A 21693-nucleotide genomic window follows, 5' to 3' on the forward strand; every position below is an offset into this window, starting at 1 on the left:
ATATTTTAGGAATTATCTTTTAGGCCACAAAGAAGTTGTCCAACAATACGGAAAATTAAAACAAAAACTAAAAGAAAAATACAAGCATAATAGAGATGGATACACCCAAGCTAAAACTGAATTCATCATGAAATATACAGAAATTTATTAACTAGCATGTTTCTTAAAAAACAAATTAAGGACTTACTTTACAAAAGTAAGTCCTGTTTTATTTATTCTTTATAAATATTACTAATTACATTGGTATTATGCTCAATATCAACTTTTACAATGCTTATGAAAAAATGTCTTGACTTGCAATCGCCCATTTATCAATAATCAATGTAGCATCTGCTTGCAATCTGCATTTTTTTAAATCCAATCCACTAGTACTTCGAATGAATCCATGAGTTATCATCTGTTCAAAAGCATTTTGAGATAAATTCATTTTTTCCCGCAGCAAAGAAGATATTTTAAGCCGAGATGGATATGAGCTTTTGATATGCAATTCTATAGGAGTATTCAAATTAACATTGCCCCCTAGTATTTTATACTTTGGAGGTCCAACTTCGGCTCCATTCCTGCGTATTAACTCTATATCCATAGCATATCTTTTAGCAAGTTCTTCATTGTTGCTATGGAACCCATCTAATATTTTAGGGTCAATACTTTTGGGATTGATACGAGAGTAGATAGTCATATTCCAAGTAGAATCACAATCTGAACATTTATAGATTAACCATATATCTAAGTGCTTGCGTTGTGCATTTATCCTGAACAACCCAGAGCAAAGGTGCTCTGCCTTTTTACTACACTTCTTACAATACTTAATTGCAGGTGGTGGGGATAGATATTGTATATCCCAAGTTACCTTTTGCATGAAAATTACTCCTTCCTATTAGAACTTAATTAATAGGAAAGATAACAGGTGGATTGTCACAAACCTTTTTCATCATACTCACTCCTAATCTAGTATTTCTTCTACTTAAATTGTACCATTTGGGTATACAAAGCTAAACCTTAAAGACAATTCATAAAAGAAAATGAGCCAATACAGTAACAAAACTGCATTGACTCATTTTGAAAATTAATCACTATTTTTTTGTTTTCTTATTATCCTTTGTATACTTTTCAAGGATAAAAAATATTTTCTAGCTAAATCTTCTGAACGATGGCCCGCCAAATAGTCTTCATAAATCTTTATATTTCGTTGATATAATTCTTGACGGGTAGAAGTTCTGGCCCCCCATTCCTTTTTATTACCTGATTTTCTGGGAATATAGATAAACTCACCATCTACATATTCCTGCACCTTTTCAAGCAAATCATTAGGGAGTATATAAATTGCTTTCTTATAGCTCATTTTGCCCTCCTAAAAGTATTATTTCGATTAGGAATAGCAAAGACTATCTTCACATCTTATTTTTGTCTTTTAACTACTCGTTGCAATAGCCTCTGCTATGCAACAATAACGATAGGATTAAGCATACGCTTTCAACCCTCCTTTTTCAGAATCTTATAAATTATAATATTATATTTATATTACCATGAATTCTCCATAATTTCCATAATAATCTATCTTCTAAAAAGTCTGCATCATTGATAGTACAATTTAACTTAACTCATTCTACATACATTTTAGATGTATAGTTATATCATTTTATATACTAAAAGGCACCCATTTCTGAGTGCCCATCTTTTCATCATTCACTTGCATTGGTTATTGTAACTACCATGTTTACTTCTGCTCCAGTATTCTCTGCTTCAGTAAACATTGACTCTAAACTATCAAATATGTGCGCCTTTGTACCGGTTAACTTTGTATTCATGGAATTTACAGTATAGTTAACATGATTTGCTTGTAATGCATGAATAGAATTATTAATTACATTTGTAGCATTAGACGTTTTTATTGGGTATACAGCTACTTCTGCTTGAATCATCTCTTGTTCATCCTTTCATTATTTTTATATTCAATAATAGTATGTTAATCAACAAAAATAATAATACTTTAAGTGATCAAAGAATTTCTATAAACTTTTTACATTGATATGATTTTACTTTACACCTCTTAGTATATTGCACCTTCTATTTTATATAACAAAAGACACCTCTTACAGCGTCTTAAGTAAACCATTTATTTTTCTTCTTCAATGCCAAATCCAGATTTAGCATTGACTCTATCCATTTTATTTTCTAAATCTGTAATCTCTTTAACCTTACCATCTTGCACGGCTCTTTTTACAGAACCTTTTTCAGGATCTAAGAGTTCTTTTGCATCTTTGATTGGCTTCATATCATCACCTCTGCTAGAAATTGTCTAAAACATTGGAAGGTTATCTAAATTATCATTTGTAATTCCATTAGGATTGCTTCTTAAATATTCTCTTCCTTTTTTAGAACGTCCTACATTTACATTTTCAATTACATTGTCTTTAGCCATCATAATTGCATCGTTAATTGAGTATACATTTCCATCTTCCATCATAACATGGGTAATTTCTCCGCGTGAATTTTTCTTCACTTTAATAATTTTTGTTTTATCTTGCATATAATCACTCCTCTTAAATTATTATCTATAGATATTTCATATTATATACGTTTATAAATAATAATCTTAGTGATCATTTTAAAATGAAAATATCATTTTTTTCCGTGAATTCTGTTATCTTGTGATGAGAAGAAAAAATATTTAATTAAGAACGATGCCTCAACTGTGTTTGTAACTCTTTGATATAAGCTTTTTCTATATTTATCATGATAATACTAATAGAAACCAATATAATTGATAGTACCACACTTAAACCTAATAATCTTTCTCCTAAAAATATATAAGAAAGCATCACACCAAATAGAGGTGTAGTAAATTTATATATAGTAACCTTACCCACACCATTATACTTTAATAAAACTGTCCATAAAGAAAATGCTCCTGCTGATATAAAGCTTAAATATATGAGTAACCCATAGTTTTCTGTAGTAATAATTATCCTCTGTCCTCCACCTAAAAATCCTATTAATATCAAAAATAAAGAACCTGTAAATAATTGGTATCCAGAAATAGCAAAAGTATTGATGTCCTTTGCTATTTTTTTCGTATATATTCCTGCAATAGCACCCATCAAACTTGATATAATAACAAACCCCTCTCCTATAAATAAAAAACCACTTTGTATATTATTTCCACTAATATTTACAATGACTACACCTAAAAATCCTAGTATAACGCCTATAATCTTTCTAATAGTTAATCTATCTTCACTATAAAAAAAGTGAGCGAGTATAACAGAAAAAAAAGTAGCCGTTGCAGATAATATAGATCCTTTTGTGCTACTAGTGTTAGAAAGTCCAATATAAAAGAACATATATTGTATTGCAGTTTGAATAAGTCCTAAGATCGTTACCTTTTGAAGATCTGCCTTCTTCAATCTTAAAGATCTTTTGGTTAAAATGCAAAATATGAATACCATAACTGAAGACAACAAAAATCTAAGACCTGCAAACATTATTTTTTGATATGGATTATTTCCATCTATATCAAATAAATTGTATCCTATTTTAATAGATGGAAAAGCACTTCCCCATAAAAAACAACTGATTACTGCCATAATCATAATAACATAATTTTTTGTAAATATAATTTCGCTTTTATTTTTCAATTTGACTCTCCTTGTTTGACAATTCTTATCTTAAGTAAAAGATAGCTTTTTTATAACACTCATTATCTTAAATCTTACATCCCTAGCAACAGATATGATCTTTAGATACATTCATAAATATTCTAAACGATTCTTGTCGTAAGTTTTGTCATTTTGTGACGAAAATATAAGCTGTTTAGGAATAGTGCTTCAACTATCTTTGTAAATCTTTTGCAAATAGACATTACAAAAGAGGATTAACAAATAAAACTTACCCTCTTATAACATGGGCTTCTTTCTTTAATCATTTAATGACAATTCAGATCTAAATATTATTACAGCATTCCCAGCAATTTTAACTTCTACAGGTTCTTTATTTTCTATTTTCACCTCAACTTCAATGATACCTGGTCGTTTTATAGCTTCACCTTGCTTAACTTTAAATTTAAATAAAGAATTATTGTGCTTAACCAAATTATGGCGAACCAGATATGCCCCTAAAGGACCATTTGCATTACCAGTTACAGGATCTTCATTAATACCTATTGCAGGCGCAAACATTCTGCCATGTATTAAAATATCACTATCTTGCGGATCAACTGTAAAAACATAATATCCATTACATTTAATAATTGTACTTAATTTAGAAAGTACATTATAATCTGGCTGCAATGTATTTAAAGTTGCAATACTTTTTATACCGACCATAACCTTAGAATGACCTGTTGAAACAATCTGAATTTTATAGTCTTCCAATAAATCACTATTTCTTATATTAAGTGCTGCTAAAAGTTTTTCTTTATTTATGCTGTCAATGATATTGCCAAACTCAATTTTCCCTTGTGTCATAACAATTTTGTAATCCCCTTTTTCTTTTACTATATCAACAGGCAAAATCCCTGCACCTGTCTTATGATAAACCCTTGAAGTATCCAACCCATTTTCAACAGCACGTGCATAATGAGCAGCAATAGTAGCATGTCCACAGATTGGCACTTCATTTATTGGAGTAAAAAAACGTATATGTGCATCATACTCATTGCTATCGGAAGAAAAGATAAATGCTGTCTCAGAGTTATTAAGTTCTCTAGCAATTCTCTGCATCTCATAATCAGTTAATCCATCTGCATTTGTTATTACTCCTGCTGGATTGCCTGTGAATTTTCCCTTTGTAAATGAATCAATTTGATATAATTTATATTTTCTTTCCATAATTCTCCTCCTACATATATTATAAATTATACTGCATTTTTCTGCTTGACTCTAAAAATTCTGTCCAGTTTCGTATAGCTTATCCACAAATATACTACCTTTAGTATATTTTTTATTTCTGGAATTTTTGCATATTCCTAAAATAATTTGAAACAATAATAATTATTATTGCTTTTGTTCATACAATATAAGTTGGGAGAGATAAAAATGAAGCTTGAAGGTTTTTTTAGCAATATCAAAAATGCAAATCACGCTATTGAACAGTTAAAACAAAGTGGTTTTGAAAATCCTTATTTAGATTTAAACGATTCATACAATGAAAATCAAAACATACGTAGAAACATACCTGGTACTGAAAATGCTTCTAGTTTGTCTAATCTAGTTTTAGGTTCGGGTACAAATATTGTGACTGATAGAAATAAAGCTTCTTTGGCTGCTGCAAGTCCTATGGTAAGTGGTATGGGAAGAATCAACGAAATTAGCGACATCAATTGTAAAATTGTAGTAGAGGTAAATAACAATAATATTGAAAATGCGAAAAAGATTATAAAAGACAGAGATGGTACTATAGATAATCCTCATGTAGATACACCAAAAATAGCAGACGATCTAGATATAGAGACAGCATTTAGAATATTATCCAATAGATTTGACGACGGAATATTTTAAAAGTTAAATAGGTTTCCCTATTTGGGAGGCCTATTTTCTTATTATGTACAAAGTCTGTCTCCTATGACTCTCTAGCTCACCATAACTCGCTCTAAATCATCCATATTATTATCACCTAAAGTATCATCAAATATCTTTCTCACTTTAGCTAACCTCGTCAAGATATCCCTTTATATATCTTTATACCTTTTATTTTATCATTTTATGATGAAAAGAAGAAATATTTAATTAGGAATGGTGCTTCAACTATTTTGATATGTTTTTAGATAAAAAATACATTAACTGAAGTTTATATAAATCTTTGATTGTCAAATGGAAAATGTTGTATAATAGTAAGATAAAATAACATAGCTTTATATTATAAAGTAAGGACAATGAAAAGGAGGTATATGTATTGTTTTTATTTAATCTTGATAAAACTGCTTGGCAATTTATTAAAATATGAATTCAGTGAAGCCTTTTGCTCATCATCCTTTTTTACTCGCAAAATTAGGTAATTCTTATATTAGATGGTAATATAATATTTGATCTAATTTCAAATTTATGGTAGAATTTTATTCATAATTTTACAAATCCCACTACATCTAACAAGGAGATTTTAAATGATATGGAAGTCAAAATTATAGAGAACAATAAAAAAGATTTTTTAGATTTGTTGCTTTTAGGTGATGAACAAGAAAGTATGATCGATAAATACTTGCATAGAGGAAAATTGTTTGCATTATATGACAAAGACTTAAAAAGTGCCTGTGTTGTAACAAAAGAAAACAATCATGAATACGAGCTCAAAAATTTAGCTACATATGAAAATTATCAAAGACAAGGATATGGAAGTATCTTGGTAAAGTATATATTTGAGTACTATAAAGACAAATGCAAGACGATGTTTGTAGGCACTGGAGACACTCCTATGACAATTCCATTTTATGAATATTGCGGATTCAAGCTTTCTCATACAGTAAAAAATTTTTTCATTGATAATTATGATCATCCTATTTTTGAAAATGGCATTCAGCTTATTGATATGATTTATCTAAGAAAGGATTTCTGAGAATTATAAACATAAATTATTTGATTAATGTAGTAAATCATATTCTTATTTTACGCAACAGTAAAAAATTATATAACAAATCAAAAGTGAGGTAATATATGAAGAAAAATAAAAATATCATAATGATTATTTTTGTATATGTAATTCTATTGATTATTGGATTTATATTTAATCATGTTAAAATTCCTATAAGCAATAACGGAATTATTTTTATTTCTTATTTAATTAATGTATCTATTATTATTTTCATGGTAATAAAAATAGACAAAGAGTCATTGCAGGTAGTCGGATTCACAAAAATTTCAATATTAGATATTACTGGAGGATTCATTTTAGGGATAGTTTTATATCTAATGCAAATACTTCCACCGATATTTTTTATGCATATAGATATCAGCTCATTTGGAAATCAGCCAAATTTTACAGCTATCCTATTACGCTTTCTATTTTTAGCTATTACAGTCGGGTTAGGAGAAGAACTGGTTTATAGGGGTTACTTTTTACACAAACTCGAAAATGTGTTTTCTTCTCAATTATTAGTAGTATGTTTGAATTGTATGTTATTTTATGGTAGCCATCTTACAAAGATTTTTCAATTTAATATAACAGAGGTTTACAGTACATTTCTTACTACAATACTGCTTTGTACATATTTTTATTTATCCAAGAAAAGAAGCATTATTCCTTTAATTATTGCTCATGCTGTATTAGATACTTTAATGGGCAAAGCTGGTTTTTCAATTTTAAACTTATTGATGAAATAATAAAGGGAGGTTTATCATTTATGAAATCTATCCCAGATAATAAAGATCATTCTATTGAGTTTATCCATATCACTAGACAAGATATGATAAAACAAGTCAGACAACTTTTTTTGGAATATGCACAATCACTAAAAATAGATCTTGCTTTTCAAGATTTCGAATCAGAGGTTAAAACACTACCAGGAAAATATAGTCCTCCTGATGGAACTTTGATATTAGGATTGTCTGATGGTAAAGTGGCAGGATGCATTGCTCTTCGCAAGATTTCTAAAGAAATATGTGAAATGAAAAGACTATATGTTCGTGATGCTTATAGAGGAATAGGAATTGGTCAAATGCTTATTGCTACGATCATTCAAGAAGCCTCAAAACTTAATTATCATTATATTAGACTTGATACTCTTCCAATGATGAAAAAAGCACAAGCCTTATACACATCATTCGGATTTTATGATATTGAACCCTATGTATACAATCCTATTAAAGGAACAAGATTTATGGAGTTGAAATTAAACGACTAATTCTTATTCTCTAAAATAAAACAAATTTGACTACTTCTAGACAAATATTATCAATATCTCATACCAAAATATATCCTTGTTACATTTTACACCTATTTTATCCTCTGATGACGAAAAATTTTTTTAAATCTTATGTTTCAATTTTCTCAAACATATAAACTACTTAGTCGTATGAGAGTATTTATTTGACTTTTATTTTTCCTTTGTTATAATGATATTCAATCCAACATATTGAATAATTTCAAATATTTTCAATTTGTGTAGAGAATGATAAATTTATGAATATATGTTCAAATCATTTAATCTATCACAAAATAAATATATAATCCAGAGGAGAATCTAAAAATGAATGCTTTGTATTATGTATCCATCATCTTAATAGCCGGTATGATCATGGCTAGAATTGTATCCAAACTAAATTTGCCCTATGTAACTGGATATCTATTAGGAGGAATTATTATAGGCCCTTCTTTTTTTAATTTAATCCCCATAAATATTTCTATTCAATTGTCCATCATCTCGGAAGTAGCATTAGGATTTATTGCATATAGCATAGGAAGTGCATTCAACATTACAGACATGAAAAAACTTGGAAAATCCATATTCTTAATCACATTACTAGAATCTATAGGTGGCGTTTTAGTAGTTTTTATAACTATGTTTTTCGTTTTTAAACAACCTCTATCCTTCAGTCTTATTTTATCATCTATTGCTGCTACTACAGCTCCAGCAGCAACTATCATGGTAATTAGACAATATAAAGCTAAAGGAAAACTTGTTAATACACTATTACCTGTAGTAGCTATGGATGATGCTATAGGTATTATAATTTTTGGTACTATCGTATCCATCACCAAACAATTATCTAACACTGTCAATGATTTTTCTTTAACCCATGGATTACTTCCTCCAATTTGGGAAATTGTAACTACTTTAGTTTTAGGTATTATTATAGGATCTATATTGGTATTCCTTTCGCAAAAATCAAAGAATGGAGACGAACTATTAAGTATAGTAATTGCTGGGATTTGTTTATCCATAGGGATTGCAAAGTTATTAAATATATCTATTCTTCTTTTATGTATGGCTATCGGGGCTGTAATCAGCAATATTTCTCCTAACAATAAAAAAGTAATCACCATCGCTGACTATTTTACTCCTCCTATTTATATTATGTTTTTTACATTAGCTGGAGTAGAATTAGATATAAAATTGATCAAATATGTAGGCATATTAGGAATAGGATATATCCTATCTAGGGTAACAGGAAAAATTATTGGATCATACTTAGGTTGTAAATTATCAAATATGCCTAGAACAATACAAAAATATTTGGGATTTACTCTAATCCCTCAAGCAGGTGTTGCCATAGGATTATCTATGACTGCCCAATTAGATTTCCCACAGGTAGGAGCTAAAATAAGAACAATTATCCTTGGAGCAACTATTATATATGAACTCATAGGACCTTCTATTACTAAATATGCACTCATAAAATCAGGGGATATCACATTAAAAAATTCTAAAATTCAAACTGTTCAAGAGTTATAATTCCATAACGAAGGAAGTCCTCTTGGACTTCCCGTTCTTTTTTTCATTCAATGAGTAAAATTTTATTTGTGATTATAGATTTCCATTTGATCATTCACATATGCTTCACAAGAACGCATAGCCAAAATTGTTTCTTCAAGTAATTTATTTAACTCCCAACCAAGCATATCTGCACCTTGTTTAATGACATCTCGTGAACATCCTGATGCAAATTTTTTATCCTTAAACTTTTTCTTGAGACTTGAAAGCTCCATATCCATAACACTTTTAGATGGACGCATTTTTGCAGCTGCACCAATCAATCCAGTAAGTTCATCTACCGCAAATAACACTTTTTCCATTTGATGCTCTGGTTTAGGTTGTTGTTCTAGACAAAGTCCATACCCATGACTGGCTACTGCTCTTATTAATCTTTCATCAATACCATGTTCTCTCATAATCTCTTGGGTTTTACTGCAATGTTGTTTAGGATACATTTCAAAATCCAAATCATGCAGCAACCCAACTATAGCCCAAAAGTCTGCTTCCTCTCCATATCCCAATTTTTCTGCGAAATAATTCATAGTCCCTTCAACTGTTAAAGCATGTTGAATATGAAATGCCTCTTTGTTGTATTCAGTAAGTAAATTCCATGCTTTCTCTCTTGTAATCATAATAATATCCTCCTTTAAAAAACATAATATAAGAATCAATATGTACTTCTCTAATTTATCTTACTATGGTTTCATAAATACTTTTCATTATTCTTGTATGATTGAAATCGTTAAGATATAATAATTAACAAAAGTAAAATATATTTTACGTTAATTATATTTTACTTTTGTTAATTATAATTGTCAATATAATTATAGGAGGTTATACCCTAATGAATATAAACTCTATTATTGCAGAAAACCTCAAAACACTTCGTACCAAACGAAATTTAAGTTTAGGTCAACTTGCTGAATTATCTAATGTCAGTAAAGTTATGCTATCTCAAATTGAAAAAGGTGAAACAAATCCAACGATAAACACTTTATGGAAAATAGCAAACGGATTGAAAGTTCCTTATACTTCATTACTTGAACAAAAGGAACATAATACTTACATTATACAAAAAGACCATATTAAAGCTCAAATGGCTGAAGAAGATCATTATCGAGTATATTGTTATTATACGAATACACCCTATCGCAATTTTGAACTTTTTCAAATCGAATTGGATGAAAACTACTCCTACAAATCTGTAGGTCATTCTAAAAAATCAGAAGAATATATTATATTATTAGAAGGTGAATTAACGTTAAAAGTAAATAATCAAACTTATAAACTACAACCTAATGATTCAATAAGTTTTCTAGCATCTAACCCCCATACATATGTAAATAGTGGAAAGGGAACTTTAAAAGCTACAATCATAAATTTTTATCCTGTCTAATCATAAAAATGATTTACATTTTATAAAAAAAGGAGGGCTAAAAAATGAAAATTAAGATTGCTACACAAAATAATATAGACGATATTTGTATGTTATATCAAGAGTTATTTTCAGATATGGCAATTTTACAACCTACATTCTTTCAAAGTGCGCACCAAAACAAACTATTTGTACAAAATATTATTATGAGTCCAAACTCAGATATTTTAATAGCAGTCGATCACCATGAAACCCTTGTAGGCTTTGCTCTTATTCAAGAACTAGAAACGCCACCTTTTAATTGCTTTGTCAACCATCATTATGCCTATTTAATGGATATCATTATAGCAAGTACTCATCGTAATAAAGGGATTGGCTCATCTTTAATAAACGAAGTAAAAACATGGGCGCAAAGTCGAAATTTAGATTATATAGAGTTGAATGTTTTAACAAAAAATGTTAGTGCTATCAAATTATATGAAAAACATAAATTTAAAAATGTAATACAAACTATGCGATATACATTATAAATATAATTTCTATAATTATAGTTTATACAAGTTTTTAAATTGAACCCAACAATGTTTTCTTGCTTATCTAAAAATATTCATAAGTAAATACATAATATAAATGATATATTTAGCCATAATTTCACCAAATACATTCATATTGGAAAAAGAGAGCTTATGCTCCCTTAACTACTTTTTGTCTTTGTTTGTTGGATTGATAATAATTATTTTATCTTCAATATCATCTAGATCATCATGATCTATCCTTGTGTTATTTCGTTTTGTATTATAAATCTCTCCATATTCACCTTCTAGACATTTCATTGAAGATTTTTCATTTTTACTCATCTCATCACCTCGTTATTAGTATTTCGTACAGGTGATGATGATATACATATCCAATATACTTAACATATTTATTTTCTTTTTACACATCCTATATAATACACACAATTACAAAAGGAGTGAAAAACATTGTCTAAAAATAGACTCGTTGTTCCTGAAGCTCGTCAAGCTTTAGAACAATTCAAAATAGAATCCGCTCAAGAATTTGGTGTAAATGATCCAAAATCACTAGCTTCAAATCATACTGGATATATCGTAAGAAGATTAGTAGAAATGGGAGAAAAACAATTAATCAACAATCATAAAAAACATTAGTGCTATAACAGGAGTTTTATAAGACTCCTGTTTCAATATATAAAGTAACCTATTCCATTAATATATCTAACATTTTTTGAGTATGATTTAAAAAATCTTTCATAACTATATAATGTTCAGTCTCTTCATATTGAACTATTTGAAAACCTTTTTTTATCTCATAAATCACAGCATTGGGGTATGCCATAATAATAGGTGAATGAGTAGCTATAATAAATTGGCTTCCCTGCTCAACTAATTGATGCATCCTTGAGATCATAGTCATCTGTCTTGTAGGTGATAACGCAGCCTCTGGCTCATCTAAGATGTATATCCCTCTTCCTCTAAATTTATTTATAAATAAAGAAAGAAATGATTCTCCATGAGATTGCTCATGTAATGACTGTCCACCATAAAAATCAATAATTCTTGGTCCTCCTCCACCTTTATCTAATTCATCAATATTGGTAGCCACATTGTAAAAACTTTCTGATCTAAGAAAAAATCCATCTTTAGGTTTACTAGCTCCTTTAACCAATCTGATATAATTATGTAGCTCTGAATGTGTATCCATTGATGAAAAATTAAAGTTTTTTGTCCCCCCCTCTGGGTTAAAACCATATGCTGTCGCTATTGCTTCTAAGATCGTTGATTTTCCAGTTCCATTCTCCCCCTACAATGAATGTGACTTTAGGATGAAACTGTAATGTAGATAAATTACAAATAGCGCGCAGACAAAATGGATATTTATTAAAATTAGATATCTTGTCTCTCTGTAATTCTATACTTCTAATATACTGATTGATATTTCCAAAGTCCATAAAAGCTCCCCCTAAAATATAATCATACACTTCCTTATATTATAATACCTTCTTTACTCTATGTACAAATCATACATTCTATCCACCTTTAAAAAATTCTTAATGCACAAGAAATAGCTTTTGATTCTCAAGTGGGAAATGTTATATAATGTAAAAAAGTCTTCTTTTAGAAGATTTATTAAGTAGCCTGTTTTGAAATACATAATAAAAATTATAACTCTTATTCTAATTCAACCAAGGAGGTAAAAATGTGAAGCTAAAAGTTTTAGTAGACAACAATACCTACATTGATCAATATTATTGTGGAGAACCTGCTGTTTCGTATTATATTGAAGATGAGGATATCCGCTTACTATTAGATGTAGGCTATTCTGATCTATTTCTAAAAAATTCTACTGCATTAGGTATAGATTTAGAAAGTATAAGCACTATTGTTATTTCCCATGGTCACGATGATCATACAAGAGGATTAAAATATTATTTTGAACACAAGCCTAAAAATAATATTTCTATTATTGCTCATCCAGATGCATTTAAGGAAAAAGTAATAGACAACTTAAAAATTTGTTCTCCTATTTTACAGAAAGATCTAGAGAAAAAATGTAATCTAATTCTTTCAAAAGAACCTATAAAAATTAGCAAACACATCATATTTTTAGGAGAAATTCCTCAAATAAATGACTTTGAAAATAGAAAACCTATTGGTAAGCAAATTGTTGACAAAACTTTAGTTGATGATTATGTAATGGATGATACAGCCCTTGTATATAAAAGTGAAAATGGTATCTATATTGTTACAGGATGTTCTCACAGTGGAATATGCAATATAATAGAATATGCCAAAAAAGTATGTAAAGATCATCGGGTATTAGGTATTATAGGAGGGTTTCATTTATTTGAAATAAACAAACAAGTTAAAGAAACTATCCATTATCTAAAACAAAATAATGTAGAAGAATTATACCCTTGCCATTGTACTTCATTTACTGTTAAAGCAGAGATACATAAATCTTTGCCTGTAAAAGAAGTTGGTGTAGGTTTAGAAATAAATTGGTAAAAGTATGTTCTATATCGAATATGATTTTCTAGGAAATATATACTTTATTTGGATATAAATTTATTTTTTGTTTGACAAAGGAATCTAAAAAATGTTATATTAATAATACAATTATATAAAGTATCCTTCAGGGTTGGGTGAAATTCCCTATCGGCGGTATAGCCCGCGAGCCGTAAGGCAGATTCGGTTAAATTCCGAAGCCGACAGTATAGTCTGGATGAAAGAAGGTGAATATATTATACATATTTTATTATGTATGTTTATTATGCTTTTTGATCCCCTTAAGGTTGCTTAAGGGGATTTTTTATATGCATACATTTTTAGAAAAACCAAGGTACTTTATGTAAAATTTATTATAATTTGGAGGAAATTTAAATGAATGAACCATTATTAGCTCAGTTTGGAAATTCTAGAACACGTATAGAAAAAGCATTGGATAATCTTAGAGATGGCAAGGGCATCCTTCTTGTTGATGATGAAAATCGTGAAAATGAAGGAGATCTTATTTTCCCTGCCGAGACCATTACCATACCCCAAATGGCTATGTTAATTAGGGAATGTAGTGGTATTGTTTGTCTTTGTCTCACAGAAGAAAAAGTTAAAAAATTAGATTTACCTCAAATGGTACCTGATAACACATGTAAATACGAAACTGCATTTACCATCTCAATTGAAGCTAAGGATGGAGTTACTACAGGGGTTTCTGCTTCTGATCGAGTGACTACCATTCTTACTGCTGTAAAAGATGACTGCAAACCTGAAAATTTGGCTCATCCTGGTCACGTTTTCCCACTTCGTGCCCGTAAAGGCGGTGTTTTAGCTAGACGTGGTCATACAGAAGGCACTGTTGATCTTATGCGTTTAGCAGGATATAAACCTGCAGGAATTTTATGCGAACTTACAAATCCTGATGGAACTATGGCCCGCCTACCACAAATCGTTCACTTTGCTAAAGCACATGATATGACCGTTGTTTCTATTGAGGATATTGTAGAATATAAACAGAATATGTAAAAAACTAAAAGAACAAAGTCTTTCTTCAAAAGATTTATTAAGTAGACTTTGCCCTAATACATTACGGAAATTATGAAAATAAAATTTATGAATAGACCATAATTTCCTATATATTATAAAAAATCATAGGTTAAAATCTATGATTTTTTTGTGGCTTTATCTTTTCATTATAAGAAAACTCCTAAGAAACTATATTTAAAAACATAATCATTATATATCAAAAAAATATAAAACTAGAAATAAATCAATTGACTGAATAAAAATTAAAGCTTATAATAACATTTACAAAAAAGGAGGTGATAATATGTTAAAAACAAAAAAAATAGTAATGATTTTATTAAGTATGCTTTTGGTATGTTCAATGGTAGGATGTGGTGATCAAGAACCTGCTTTTAAGCCATTGCCGATTGACGTAAATGGTGCAAAAATTCTACTTGGACAATCTACTTTACAAGCATTTATCGATGCAGGGTATAAGGTAACATTAGACAAGACATTAAAAGAAGACATTGCTGGAGAAAAAATGCCAACTATGACTTATGATGTAGCCGCTTATGTAAGTAAAGACAATAAGATCGTAGGTATGGTAAGCTTTCTAAATAATACAAAGGATACCCTTCCTTTTGAAGAATGTATTGTGAATGAATATGAAATAACATATAAAGATCCATCATGGACTGGACAGTACGATACAGACAATGTTTTAGTAGATGGTATTAAATGCAAAGGAATGATGATAGACGATGTAAAAAAAGCATTTAAAGACAAAGTAGAATCCTTTGATGAATTTAAAAATCCTGATGGAAGTATTGGTGTCATGTCTTTTGAATTAAATGGAGTTCATATCAGTGTACACTTTGATTACACCACAAAAGAAGCAACAACTGTTGAAACAGAAGTTTTTTTATCATATTTTGAATAAATCAATTTCTTAGTCCTTGTAACTAGATGGCGATTGTCTTTTTACATAACTTTTTATTTATCACTATATAACAATGAATTCATATAGTGTATAAAATTTATTCATTTGTAAATAATTTAAATAATTACTCTTATACCTCTCCATTAACCAAAAATAAATTTTAAAAAAATCTTATGGTTAGAGGTGGTCATATGAATCTACATATACATATTGATATTGTATTCAACCCCATCAGTCTAGAAACAATATCAGCTGTTCTTAGTATTTTATGTAGTATTTGGACCATTCACTCTAGACAAAGTTCCTTTAGGCACCTAAGATAATGAACTGAAAGAACATAAGATAATGGATATCTGTTAATGGATTGTATAAGAGTAATTTTAGATTATAAAAATTATTCCCAGGGAAATGAAATAGATCTCTCACTTTTATTATCGATCCAAATCAATAATAAAAGCTAATATTTCTGCTACTACTTCATAAAGTTCTGGAGGAATCTCTTCTCCAATAGCTAAGTGACTTAACTGACGTGCTAGCTTTTCATCTTCATAAGTAGGAATATTCTCATCTTTTGCTTTTTCTTTAATCTTTTGTGCAACATATCCTTCTCCTTTTGCTACGATTAATGGAGCTGTATTTTTATCTTGTTCATATTTTAAAGCTACTGCAATTTCTTTTTTATCCATATCTACACCTTCAAATCAATAAAGTTTGTAAATTTCTTTGATGAAATTAAATCTCCTACAATACTTTCTTCATTTAAAATTCCATATTGTACATAAACACTATGATATCCTAATCTCTCTAAAGATTCTTTTAATTTTTCTTCATTTTTTAAAAATATTTCTTTTATTTTATCTTCGATTAGCTTAAAATTGCATGTAATATTTTTTTCTTTAATATCAATAAGTGTACGTACTTGTCCCATATTTTTTGTATCTAAAGAGATTAATAACTTCACATGATTCGGATCAATTTTCTTTTTACTTTTATGATCCTTTACAATCAACAGGTCCATATTTTGATATTCTTTATGGGTAGGAATCGGAATTTGTACATAAGCTTGAGATTGATTGAGTTTATTCATAAAATCTAATCCATCTTTGATTTGATCTATTTGATTTAAAACTCCTTCTTTTTTATCTAAACCTTCAATTGTGCTTTTTATAGTTTCTAATTTTGCATACAATTCCTTGAATATTTCTTGAGGCTTAAAATCCTTTGTTTCAACCATATTTTTTATTTTTCCTAATATATTTTCTATCTCCTTAGCCAAAGGAACTGTTTTTTCATTTTCATAAAGATTTTTCATCAAGTGATCTATTTGTTTTCCAATAGGATCATCTTTATACAGAATACGATTTAATTGAATAGCATTACCTAAATTAACTGTTAAATTATTTTTAGACAAAAAAACAATTTTTTCATCATCCATATTTTGAATCCCTATATCTTTATACTTCATATTCCCTTCATTTTCTGATAAATTTTTTAAAATTTCCTGCTTTTGCACAAAATCTTTATGATCTATAGAATCTTGCTTTTGTATAAGTTCCTTATTTCCTATTAAAACTTTATGATCTGTCATCTGGTTATTTTCTAAATTTTTGGTATTATTTTGTTCTATAGAATTATTTTCACTCTGACTCTTTATAATATTTTTAAATACTTCTATAATAGGCTCCTCTAGTTTTAAATCTTGGATAGATGGATTTATACCCATATTCTCCATTTTTTGAAAAGCACTTTTCATTTGCATAAAGCCTGTTACATTTTCTTTTGTTACAGGGATTTCATTTTTAATCAGAGTTTGAATGAGAGATATTTCTTCCTTTGTCCCTTTCATTTCAAAACCTTTTAATACATCCATTATTTTATTTTCTATTTCATTTTCTATGTGATCTTGTCCTTCTAAAATAGGTGTTAGGAGAATTTGCTTTTCATTTGCTTCTTTAATTTGAAATTTGAAAGATTCATCTACCCCTGCATTTAATCCTACCTCTAGCTTTGCAGATAGCATTTTGCCATTACTCATTTTAAGCATAATCATATCTTCAAGTATTTCACATATTTTTCCTTGAATGATCTGTCCTGCTTTTAATTGTACTTCTTTAGATTGTTCTCCTACATTCAGAGAATTTGGAGACATTACATTAATTTTCATAATCTAATCACCCATTATATTTTTTAAAAAACTTTTTCTATGAATAGAAAGAATTCCATATTTTTGGATATTTTCATAATGTTCCTTTGTTCCATATCCTTTATGATGAATAAAACCATATTGTGGATACTTTTCATGAAAATCATCCATGATTCTATCCCTTGTAACTTTCGCAATAATAGAAGCAGCTGCAATAGAAATACTTTTTGCATCTCCTTTTTCTATGCTCATTTGATTTATATGTATATCGGTCAATTTCACTGCATCAATTAATAAATATTCTGGGTGAGTACAAAGTTTTTCAACAGCCATTTTCATAGCTAATTTTGTAGCTTCAAATATATTGATTTTGTCAATTATCTTTTCATCTACAATCCCTACCCCTATACTAATTGCCTCTTTTGTTATTACATCAAATATCTGTTCTCTTTTTTTGGCAGATATTTTTTTAGAGTCATTAATTCCTTCTATAAACAGATCATGAGGTAATATTACTGCTGCTGCTACTACAGGTCCTGCTAATGGACCTCTTCCTGCCTCGTCAATACCTGCAATCAAATGACAACCTATCTTTTTTTCATAATTCCATAGATTTTTTACTCTTTCTTTTTCATCTAAATAGTTTTTATATTGTTTATTGATCTTTTGTGCAATTTTTTGAACAGATGATCTTTTATCTTCTTTCAATTGATTCATTTCCTTCATAGCTTCTTCAATAGATAAACTATTTATAAAATTATTAATTTCTTTTACACTCATATTACTAAATTCCATATCCCTACCTCCTCTATATACAATAAAAAGGTACTCATTCAATAGTACCTTTTTACAAACTTATTCAATAGTTTCTATAAAATCATTAGGCGTCTCCAAAGTAATTCTTCCAATTTTTCCTTCTCTAAATTCATCTATCACAATATTTGCAACTCTTGTATAATCAATTCTTCCTCCTGATAAAATACATCCTCTTTTTTTAGCTATTTTATCCATGTTATCAATTCCTTGTTCATCTAATTCATCTAATTTATATCTTTCCATTAAATCATCAGGATAATTCTCAGATAAAAATTCGATAAGTCTTAAAGCAATTGTTTCTATATCTAATATATCGTCCTTAATGGCTCCTGTAAATGCTAATTTTAACCCTACGTTTTGATCTTCAAACTTTGGCCATAAAATCCCTGGTGTATCTAAAAGCTCAATATTTCCTTTTAATCTTACCCACTGCTTTCCTCTTGTAACACCTGGCTTATTTCCAGTCTTAGCACTTTTTTTACCTGTTAATCTATTAATTAAAGAAGATTTCCCTACATTAGGAACCCCAACAATCATTACTCTCACAGGTCTCACTTTCATACCTTTTTCTATCATCTGATTTGCTTTTTCTTTAAAGGCATCATGAATAGCTTGTGTTAACTCATTAAAACCTAAGCCGTTCATAGTATTTACAGATACAGCACAAAGTCCCTTGCTTTTAAAATACTCCATCCACTTACGTGTTTGATTTGTATTTGCCAAATCACTTTTATTTAATATAATTACTCTAGGTTTTTTAGATACAATATCATCAATCTGAGGATTTCTACTACTTAAAGGAATCCTTGCATCCAAAAGCTCTACCACTACATCTACAAGCTTTAAATTTTGTTGAATTAATTCTTTTGTTTTCTTCATATGCCCTGGGTACCAATTGATTTGTTCCATTTATAACCCCTTCTTTTACACTTTATTTTAAATTTCAATTGCGAAAAATTTATATATTATTTTTTATGTATGGATCATTTTTTATTTTTAGATAGTAATAAAGGGACTGTATCCAGTCCCCTTTATTAGAATCTTTTTTCTTTAATTTTTGCAGCTTTTCCTCTTAACTCACGGATGTAGTTAAGTTTTGCTCTTCTTACTTTACCTCTTCTCACTACTTCGATTTTTTCGATTTTAGGAGAATGTAATGGTAAAGTTCTTTCTACTCCAACGCCGTAAGAAATTCTTCTTACTGTAAATGTTTCTCTTAATCCACCGTTTTGTCTTTTTAAAACAAAACCTTCAAAAACCTGGATTCTTTCTCTAGTTCCTTCTTTAATTTTTAAGTGTACTTTTACTGTATCACCTACGTTAAATTGAGGAAGATCAGATTTAATTTGTTCTTGCTCTAATGCTTTAATGATATCCATGGTTGTCCCTCCTTCCTTCCTAGACGTTCATATTATCCTTTATGTAACAGAGGAACGCCCGTATTGCCAAAATGATTATAACATACTATTAGAAACAATACAACAAAAAGATGTGATAATTCTATTCTTGTAGCATATTTTTTATTTTTTCTATTTTTCCCATGGTTTTTACTACATATTCATCATCATGAACCTCTATATTTTTTTGAATAAATATTTTTATGTTTGTTAAATTCTCAAGTTCAATCATAAATCCTTTTGCATCTGTAGAAAGAATTTTTTCTAAAGTAGGTGATACCTCAAAAAGTACTCCTTCTGAATTGGTATGTATGGCAATTCTTTTTACTTCTTTTTCTATTTTCTGCATTACCATATATTCAGATAAAACTCTTCCAGTTCCTTCACAATAAGGACATTTTTTTTGCATAATCGAACTAATTCTTCCTCTTATTTTCTTTCTAGTCATTTCTACAAGACCAAGCTGTGTAATTCCTAATACATTTGTTTTGGTTCGATCCTTTAAAAGAGATTTTTGTAAAATCTCTAAAACTTCCCTTTGTGTATCCTCATGATCCATATCAATAAAGTCTACAATAATGATTCCACCAATATCTCTAAGCCTTAATTGTTTTGCAATCTCTTGTGCAGCTTCTTTATTTGTCTTTGTAATGGTGTCTTCTAAATCTAGATTTCCTACATATTTTCCTGTATTTACATCTATTACTGTTAAAGCCTCTGTTTGATCAATCACCAAATATCCTCCACTTTTTAACCATACTCTTCTAGAAATAGCATCAGAAATCATAGATTCAATTTTATAATGATCAAAAATATTCATGTCTATATTAAAATATTTTACTCTATCTTTTAAATTAGGATCTATTAATTCCACCAACTCTAAAATACTCTTATACTTTTCTTTATCATTAATGATAAATTGATCTATATCTTGAGTAAATGAATCTCTTACTGTTCGATGCAATAGATCCATGTCTTTATAAATAACTCTTGGAGCAAATCCTAATTTTTTTTCTTTTTCAATTTTTTGCCATAGCTTTAATAAAAATTTCAAGTCATCTTTTAATTCTTTTTCTTCTTTTCCCTCTCCAGCTGTTCTTATGATGATTCCCACATTTTGTGGTCTAATTTGCTCTATTATTTTTCTAAGCCTATCTCTTTCTTCTTCTTTTTCTATTCTTCTAGAAATCCCAACATAATTATTTCCTGGCATTAAAACTAAATATCTTCCTGGAAGTGTCAAATGAGTGGTCACTCTTGCTCCTTTTGTTCCCATAGGTTCTTTGGTTACTTGAACAATAATCTCTTGTCCATTTTTGACAGCCTCTTTAATAGATATCCCTTTTTTTCCTTGTGAATAAGGAATTGCATCTTTTACATATAAGAAGCCATTTTTTTCAAGACCCATATCTACAAATGCTGCCTGCATACCTGGCAATACATTTGTCACTCTTCCTTTATAGATATTTCCTACTACTCTTTTATAATGATCTGTTTCCATATATATTTCTGACAACTCTTCATCTTCTAAAAGAGCAACTCTAATTTGATTTAAACTAGCATCCACAACAATTTCATTCATTCCCATACCCTC

The 21693-nt window shown here is 29.1% G+C and carries 28 protein-coding genes, 1 pseudogene and 1 riboswitch; of the genes and pseudogenes, 12 read left to right on the forward strand and 17 right to left on the reverse strand.

From position 1 onward, the window contains the following. Positions 1 to 7: 7 nt before the first annotated feature. Positions 8 to 151, forward strand: a pseudogene (locus BN2409_RS17870) (GrpB family protein); the annotation flags it as partial. Between the two features lie 123 nt (positions 152 to 274). Here BN2409_RS17870 and BN2409_RS15365 read toward each other — a convergent pair. The 7 genes from BN2409_RS15365 to BN2409_RS15390 all read right to left on the reverse strand — a co-directional run bounded on the left by BN2409_RS15365 (position 275) and on the right by BN2409_RS15390 (position 4829). Beyond that, entirely contained in the window at positions 275 to 859 is a 585-nt protein-coding gene (locus tag BN2409_RS15365) for a DUF1062 domain-containing protein (RefSeq protein WP_053957483.1), read from the reverse strand. Positions 860 to 1066: 207 nt separating this feature from the next. Continuing rightward, positions 1067 to 1342: a CD3324 family protein gene (locus BN2409_RS15370; protein WP_053957484.1), complete on the reverse strand. Its 276-nt coding sequence runs from the start codon at positions 1340 to 1342 to the stop codon at positions 1067 to 1069. A 340-nt stretch (positions 1343 to 1682) separates the two neighbouring features. Continuing rightward, positions 1683 to 1922, reverse strand: coding sequence for a YkoF family thiamine/hydroxymethylpyrimidine-binding protein (locus BN2409_RS15375; RefSeq protein ID WP_053957485.1), 240 nt, complete (start codon positions 1920 to 1922; stop codon positions 1683 to 1685). A 194-nt stretch (positions 1923 to 2116) separates the two neighbouring features. Further along, a complete protein-coding gene (locus tag BN2409_RS17390; protein ID WP_199873067.1) occupies positions 2117 to 2275 on the reverse strand; it encodes a hypothetical protein in 159 nt (52 codons plus the stop codon). A 24-nt stretch (positions 2276 to 2299) separates the two neighbouring features. Continuing rightward, the gene (locus BN2409_RS15380; RefSeq protein ID WP_053957486.1) at positions 2300 to 2530 is read right to left on the reverse strand and encodes a DUF3892 domain-containing protein; all 231 of its coding nucleotides are present in this window, start codon (positions 2528 to 2530) and stop codon (positions 2300 to 2302) included. 145 nt (positions 2531 to 2675) lie between these two features. Further along, on the reverse strand, positions 2676 to 3638 hold the full coding sequence (locus tag BN2409_RS15385) for a DMT family transporter (protein WP_053957487.1): 963 nt from the start codon (positions 3636 to 3638) through the stop codon (positions 2676 to 2678). Between the two features lie 279 nt (positions 3639 to 3917). Further along, positions 3918 to 4829 (reverse strand): PhzF family isomerase, encoded by a 912-nt coding sequence (locus tag BN2409_RS15390; RefSeq protein ID WP_053957488.1) that lies wholly within the window; start codon positions 4827 to 4829, stop codon positions 3918 to 3920. Between the two features lie 207 nt (positions 4830 to 5036). Between BN2409_RS15390 and BN2409_RS15395 the strand changes: the two genes are divergently transcribed. The 5 genes from BN2409_RS15395 (at position 5037) to BN2409_RS15415 (ending at position 9385) form a co-directional block, all read left to right on the forward strand. Then, positions 5037 to 5498 (forward strand): hypothetical protein, encoded by a 462-nt coding sequence (locus BN2409_RS15395; RefSeq protein ID WP_053957489.1) that lies wholly within the window; start codon positions 5037 to 5039, stop codon positions 5496 to 5498. 607 nt (positions 5499 to 6105) lie between these two features. Beyond that, positions 6106 to 6549: a GNAT family N-acetyltransferase gene (locus BN2409_RS15400; RefSeq protein WP_053957490.1), complete on the forward strand. Its 444-nt coding sequence runs from the start codon at positions 6106 to 6108 to the stop codon at positions 6547 to 6549. Positions 6550 to 6647: 98 nt separating this feature from the next. After that, positions 6648 to 7313 (forward strand): CPBP family intramembrane glutamic endopeptidase, encoded by a 666-nt coding sequence (locus BN2409_RS15405; protein WP_053957491.1) that lies wholly within the window; start codon positions 6648 to 6650, stop codon positions 7311 to 7313. 20 nt (positions 7314 to 7333) lie between these two features. After that, on the forward strand, positions 7334 to 7834 hold the full coding sequence (locus tag BN2409_RS15410; protein WP_053957492.1) for a GNAT family N-acetyltransferase: 501 nt from the start codon (positions 7334 to 7336) through the stop codon (positions 7832 to 7834). 345 nt (positions 7835 to 8179) lie between these two features. Then, positions 8180 to 9385 (forward strand): cation:proton antiporter, encoded by a 1206-nt coding sequence (locus BN2409_RS15415; protein WP_053957493.1) that lies wholly within the window; start codon positions 8180 to 8182, stop codon positions 9383 to 9385. A gap of 62 nt (positions 9386 to 9447) precedes the next feature. Here BN2409_RS15415 and BN2409_RS15420 read toward each other — a convergent pair whose 3' ends face one another. Beyond that, the gene (locus BN2409_RS15420; protein WP_053957494.1) at positions 9448 to 10038 is read right to left on the reverse strand and encodes a hydrolase; all 591 of its coding nucleotides are present in this window, start codon (positions 10036 to 10038) and stop codon (positions 9448 to 9450) included. 212 nt (positions 10039 to 10250) lie between these two features. Here BN2409_RS15420 and BN2409_RS15425 point away from each other — a divergent pair, with 212 nt between their 5' ends. Both BN2409_RS15425 and BN2409_RS15430 read left to right on the forward strand, forming a co-directional pair. Beyond that, positions 10251 to 10802: a helix-turn-helix domain-containing protein gene (locus tag BN2409_RS15425; RefSeq protein WP_053957495.1), complete on the forward strand. Its 552-nt coding sequence runs from the start codon at positions 10251 to 10253 to the stop codon at positions 10800 to 10802. Between the two features lie 44 nt (positions 10803 to 10846). Next, the gene (locus BN2409_RS15430; protein WP_053957496.1) at positions 10847 to 11311 is read left to right on the forward strand and encodes a GNAT family N-acetyltransferase; all 465 of its coding nucleotides are present in this window, start codon (positions 10847 to 10849) and stop codon (positions 11309 to 11311) included. A 168-nt stretch (positions 11312 to 11479) separates the two neighbouring features. Here the strand turns inward: BN2409_RS15430 and BN2409_RS17395 are convergent, their stop codons facing one another. Next, entirely contained in the window at positions 11480 to 11638 is a 159-nt protein-coding gene (locus BN2409_RS17395; RefSeq protein ID WP_199873068.1) for a hypothetical protein, read from the reverse strand. A gap of 126 nt (positions 11639 to 11764) precedes the next feature. On the opposite strand from BN2409_RS17395, the gene BN2409_RS15435 reads away from it, so the two are divergent. Further along, positions 11765 to 11950, forward strand: a complete 186-nt coding sequence (locus tag BN2409_RS15435) for an alpha/beta-type small acid-soluble spore protein (protein ID WP_053957497.1) — start codon at positions 11765 to 11767, stop codon at positions 11948 to 11950. 49 nt (positions 11951 to 11999) lie between these two features. On the opposite strand, the gene BN2409_RS15440 is transcribed toward BN2409_RS15435, so the two are convergent. Both BN2409_RS15440 and BN2409_RS17745 read right to left on the reverse strand, forming a co-directional pair. Continuing rightward, positions 12000 to 12503, reverse strand: coding sequence for an AAA family ATPase (locus BN2409_RS15440; protein ID WP_330375487.1), 504 nt, complete (start codon positions 12501 to 12503; stop codon positions 12000 to 12002). Between the two features lie 37 nt (positions 12504 to 12540). After that, the gene (locus tag BN2409_RS17745; RefSeq protein ID WP_330375488.1) at positions 12541 to 12750 is read right to left on the reverse strand and encodes a hypothetical protein; all 210 of its coding nucleotides are present in this window, start codon (positions 12748 to 12750) and stop codon (positions 12541 to 12543) included. A gap of 250 nt (positions 12751 to 13000) precedes the next feature. Between BN2409_RS17745 and BN2409_RS15445 the strand changes: the two genes are divergently transcribed. The 3 genes from BN2409_RS15445 to BN2409_RS15455 all read left to right on the forward strand — a co-directional run bounded on the left by BN2409_RS15445 (position 13001) and on the right by BN2409_RS15455 (position 15743). Further along, a complete protein-coding gene (locus tag BN2409_RS15445) occupies positions 13001 to 13807 on the forward strand; it encodes an MBL fold metallo-hydrolase (protein WP_053957498.1) in 807 nt (268 codons plus the stop codon). Positions 13808 to 13926: 119 nt separating this feature from the next. Further along, a riboswitch (FMN riboswitch) is annotated at positions 13927 to 14040 on the forward strand. A gap of 142 nt (positions 14041 to 14182) precedes the next feature. Beyond that, positions 14183 to 14821, forward strand: coding sequence for a 3,4-dihydroxy-2-butanone-4-phosphate synthase (gene ribB, locus BN2409_RS15450; RefSeq protein WP_053957499.1), 639 nt, complete (start codon positions 14183 to 14185; stop codon positions 14819 to 14821). Between the two features lie 304 nt (positions 14822 to 15125). Further along, positions 15126 to 15743, forward strand: coding sequence for a hypothetical protein (locus BN2409_RS15455; protein WP_053957500.1), 618 nt, complete (start codon positions 15126 to 15128; stop codon positions 15741 to 15743). Positions 15744 to 16174: 431 nt separating this feature from the next. On the opposite strand, the gene BN2409_RS15460 is transcribed toward BN2409_RS15455, so the two are convergent. From BN2409_RS15460 to BN2409_RS15485, 6 genes are all read right to left on the reverse strand, one after another. Continuing rightward, complete coding sequence (locus tag BN2409_RS15460) at positions 16175 to 16429, reverse strand: EscU/YscU/HrcU family type III secretion system export apparatus switch protein (RefSeq protein ID WP_053957501.1); 255 nt, start codon at positions 16427 to 16429, stop codon at positions 16175 to 16177. 2 nt (positions 16430 to 16431) lie between these two features. Continuing rightward, entirely contained in the window at positions 16432 to 17907 is a 1476-nt protein-coding gene (locus BN2409_RS15465) for a hypothetical protein (protein WP_053957502.1), read from the reverse strand. A gap of 3 nt (positions 17908 to 17910) precedes the next feature. Beyond that, complete coding sequence (locus BN2409_RS15470) at positions 17911 to 18681, reverse strand: ribonuclease HII (RefSeq protein ID WP_053957503.1); 771 nt, start codon at positions 18679 to 18681, stop codon at positions 17911 to 17913. Positions 18682 to 18741: 60 nt separating this feature from the next. Then, on the reverse strand, positions 18742 to 19611 hold the full coding sequence (ylqF, locus tag BN2409_RS15475; protein ID WP_053957504.1) for a ribosome biogenesis GTPase YlqF: 870 nt from the start codon (positions 19609 to 19611) through the stop codon (positions 18742 to 18744). Positions 19612 to 19736: 125 nt separating this feature from the next. Next, positions 19737 to 20081 carry a 50S ribosomal protein L19 gene (gene rplS / locus BN2409_RS15480; RefSeq protein WP_053957505.1) on the reverse strand — a complete coding sequence of 115 codons (345 nt, stop codon included), beginning with the start codon at positions 20079 to 20081 and terminating at the stop codon, positions 19737 to 19739. A 121-nt stretch (positions 20082 to 20202) separates the two neighbouring features. Beyond that, positions 20203 to 21681 (reverse strand): Rne/Rng family ribonuclease, encoded by a 1479-nt coding sequence (locus BN2409_RS15485; RefSeq protein ID WP_053957506.1) that lies wholly within the window; start codon positions 21679 to 21681, stop codon positions 20203 to 20205. Positions 21682 to 21693: the final 12 nt, after the last annotated feature.

The sequence above is a fragment of the Inediibacterium massiliense genome (genome assembly GCF_001282725.1).
Lineage (GTDB): Bacteria > Bacillota > Clostridia > Peptostreptococcales > Thermotaleaceae > Anaerophilus > Anaerophilus massiliensis.